Here is a 2,675-nt window from a genome sequence, read left to right as displayed (position 1 = left end):
CCCCGGTCTCTACACAGCCACGACCTGGACACCAAATGCCTTGCAAACAAAGGCAGATCACTAACTTCCCGGCCTTGGGTCAAGGCCCGTGCAGCCGACGCCGTGACCCCTTGTCTGCGAAGAACGCGAACGTATCCTTCGAGAGCCGAGCGTCGCCGAGAGTTCCCTCGCCGCCGCATAGCCGGTGACCAGGTAGCTGACGTGCCCGCGCGACCCGGTGGGCACGGACTGCACCGGCATCTGGCCCTCATGGCCGCAAAACTGGGGTGGGGGCCCTGAAGAAAGCAGGGGTCCATGCCGCCTTTCCAGCGCATCCGCTACGACATCCAGTGCGAGTCGATGCGCGTCGGACACGTATACGGCATCTTCCTCGACCGCTGCGCGCTCCTGACGGCCCCCGAAGTGGTGCTCTTCCCGTGCGAGTTGGCATACCTCCGCTCGCGCAGCATCCACGACCACGATGAGGTCCTTATCGAGATGAAACGGATCGACAGCTGGCTCTGTGAGTACCTCACCAGTCGCGGCTGGGCGGCCGAGCAGACCTTCTATTCCAAGCGCAGCTTCCTTCGCGGCGCCGTCGCTCTTCGCCCGGCCCTCGCTACGCCATGACCGACCGAGCGGCCCCCGCCGCCACGTTGGATGACGCGTCGGTCACCGTCAGCACCAGACGGTGATCGGAGCACGGGGCGAGCTCCTCCCCGCAGCCGTTCCACTTTCCGCAGGGACGGGTGAGTCTGCTGGTCAGGGCGAGCCGTTCGAGGGCGTCGGTGAGTCACGGGCCCAGGGGCCAGTGGTGGGCGAGGCGGAGGACGCGGCGTCGGTCGGTGGTGACGAGCTGTCCAGCCGCGGAGGCGACGGGGTCCCAGAGCCGCGCGCGCCGGAGAGCCCTTACGGCAGGTCAGGCACCGGTCCCACTGCTGTCACCAGTGATCTGCTTCTTGCCGAGCGGCTTGATGGTGATTGTCGCCCGCCATGCGTGCAGTAACGCGAAGGCCCCGCCCACACCCCAAAAGGAGTGGGCGGGGCGAGGGCCGGTCAGCGGCGAGGGCGGCCGCGGTGGTTGCGGGGCGAGGTGTCGATCGGGGAGGCCGACCTGCGGGAGCGGCGGCGCTCTTCCTCCTCGAATCGCCGGAACTCCGGCGGCTGCTCGGACTCCGGCAGCGCGCCCATTGTCATCCGCGCGAACATGCGCTCCCCGGCTTCGTGGACGGACTGCCGAGAGGGCAGGTCGCCGGCCCGCTCGCGCTCGCCGACGGGGCGCCGGTCGTACGGGTCGAGCCTCGTGCTGAACCGCATTCCCAGCGGCTCGTAGGGCGACCTGACGCTGTACTCGGCCTCGGCGTACTGGTTCGGCCCGATGTACCCGTTCGAGCCCATCTGCGTGATGGGCGCGCCGAGGATGTCGACACCGGAACGCGGTGGGACGGGCCTGGTAGGACGACCGGAAGACGTCATGCGGGGCTCGACGGCACCGGCACCCGACGCGGCGGATTCATAGCGGAGGTGGTGCATGTTCGTCTGCTGCGTGCCGACGAGCATGTTGTCGCGCCGCTGCGGCGTGCCGTCCACCGGGTTGCCGTGTGACCAGGCGGAGTGGCGGTGCAGCCAGCTGTAGTCGGCGGGCCGGCTGCCCGACCGTCGCGCCGCCTCCCGCGCGGACTCGCCCATCAGCGTGTTCTGGTCAGGCTGCCGGCGGCGCGGCACGCTCGCGATGGAATCGGCGGTCACGTAGCTGACGCCGTTGTCCTGGTAACGGGGGTTGCGCGAGTGCGTGTCCTCGATCCAGTCGTCGTCGCTGTCCCAGGAAGGGCTGCGGGTGACGGTGACGATCCGATGATCGTCTCTGGCGCGCTGTACGGACGGCACCGCCGGTGTCGTGGACGGCACAACCGCCTGCGCGCCCTGGGCGGAAATGTCCGCCGTGTGCTGCACGGGTGCGTTGCGCATGCTCGTCGCCCACGCTTCCGCGTCCTTCTCGTCCGCGTCGCCGGAGTGCGAGACGGAGAGCCCGCCTCCGTTGTTCGTGCCCGCCACGGGCCCCCGCTGCTGCTGCCAGGTGTGCCGCAGCTCGTGCAGGATGGTGTGCTCGTCGTGACCGCCATCGCCCACCACGATGTGCCGCCCCGTGGTGTAGGCGCGGGCCCCGAGCTCGGCCGCCGAGCGCCGTGCCTCCGCGCCGGTGTGCATCTCGACGTCGCCGAGGGAGGTGCCCAGGCCCCGCTCGGCCTTGAGCCTGATCGCCGGGTCGACCGGCCGGCCCCTGGACTGAATGACCTTGAGCACGGACGAGCTCTGTACGGGCTGGTCGTGGCCACACCCCGCGCCATGCTCGTGCTCCTCCTTGGCCCGCTCGCGCCGCTGCGTGGCGATCAGGTGCGCCACGGCGGCGTTGCCCGCAGAGCGCTGCAGTTCCAGAAGGGGGATGATCGGTGCAGTAGGTCGCGCCGACCGGCGCGCAGCGTCGAGCGACGCGGCCCCGGCGCCCCTGCGGTGTGTATGCATAGGCCCTCTCTGTTCAGATAGTACATATCGGTTCCACCTCAGCAAACTGCCGCACCAGAGCGATGGCAAGGTACTGGAGGGCACAGTTCGAGGACCTAGTGTCCTGAGTCGGTAGTTCGCTTGCGGTTATAGGGTGGGGCGATGCCTGGTCCGAAGCCGTTGCCGCTGGAGTT

Annotated in this window: 2 protein-coding genes; one reads left to right on the top strand and one right to left on the bottom strand. The window is 69.2% G+C overall.

Annotated elements, in window-relative coordinates; translation table 11 throughout:
- The first annotated feature begins 294 nt into the window (after positions 1-294).
- A complete protein-coding gene (locus LCE31_RS38605; protein ID WP_225022880.1) occupies positions 295-609 on the top strand; it encodes a hypothetical protein in 315 nt (104 codons plus the stop codon).
- Between the two features lie 426 nt (positions 610-1,035).
- On the opposite strand, the gene LCE31_RS38600 is transcribed toward LCE31_RS38605, so the two are convergent.
- Entirely contained in the window at positions 1,036-2,502 is a 1,467-nt protein-coding gene (locus LCE31_RS38600; RefSeq protein ID WP_225022879.1) for an eCIS core domain-containing protein, read from the bottom strand.
- Positions 2,503-2,675 lie beyond the last annotated feature (173 nt).

Origin of the sequence: Streptomyces sp. 8L (assembly GCF_020176795.1) — a bacterium.
Lineage (GTDB): Bacteria > Actinomycetota > Actinomycetes > Streptomycetales > Streptomycetaceae > Streptomyces.
The sequence above is the reverse complement of the archived record's forward strand: the minus strand, read 5'-3'. Positions and strand labels throughout refer to the sequence as shown.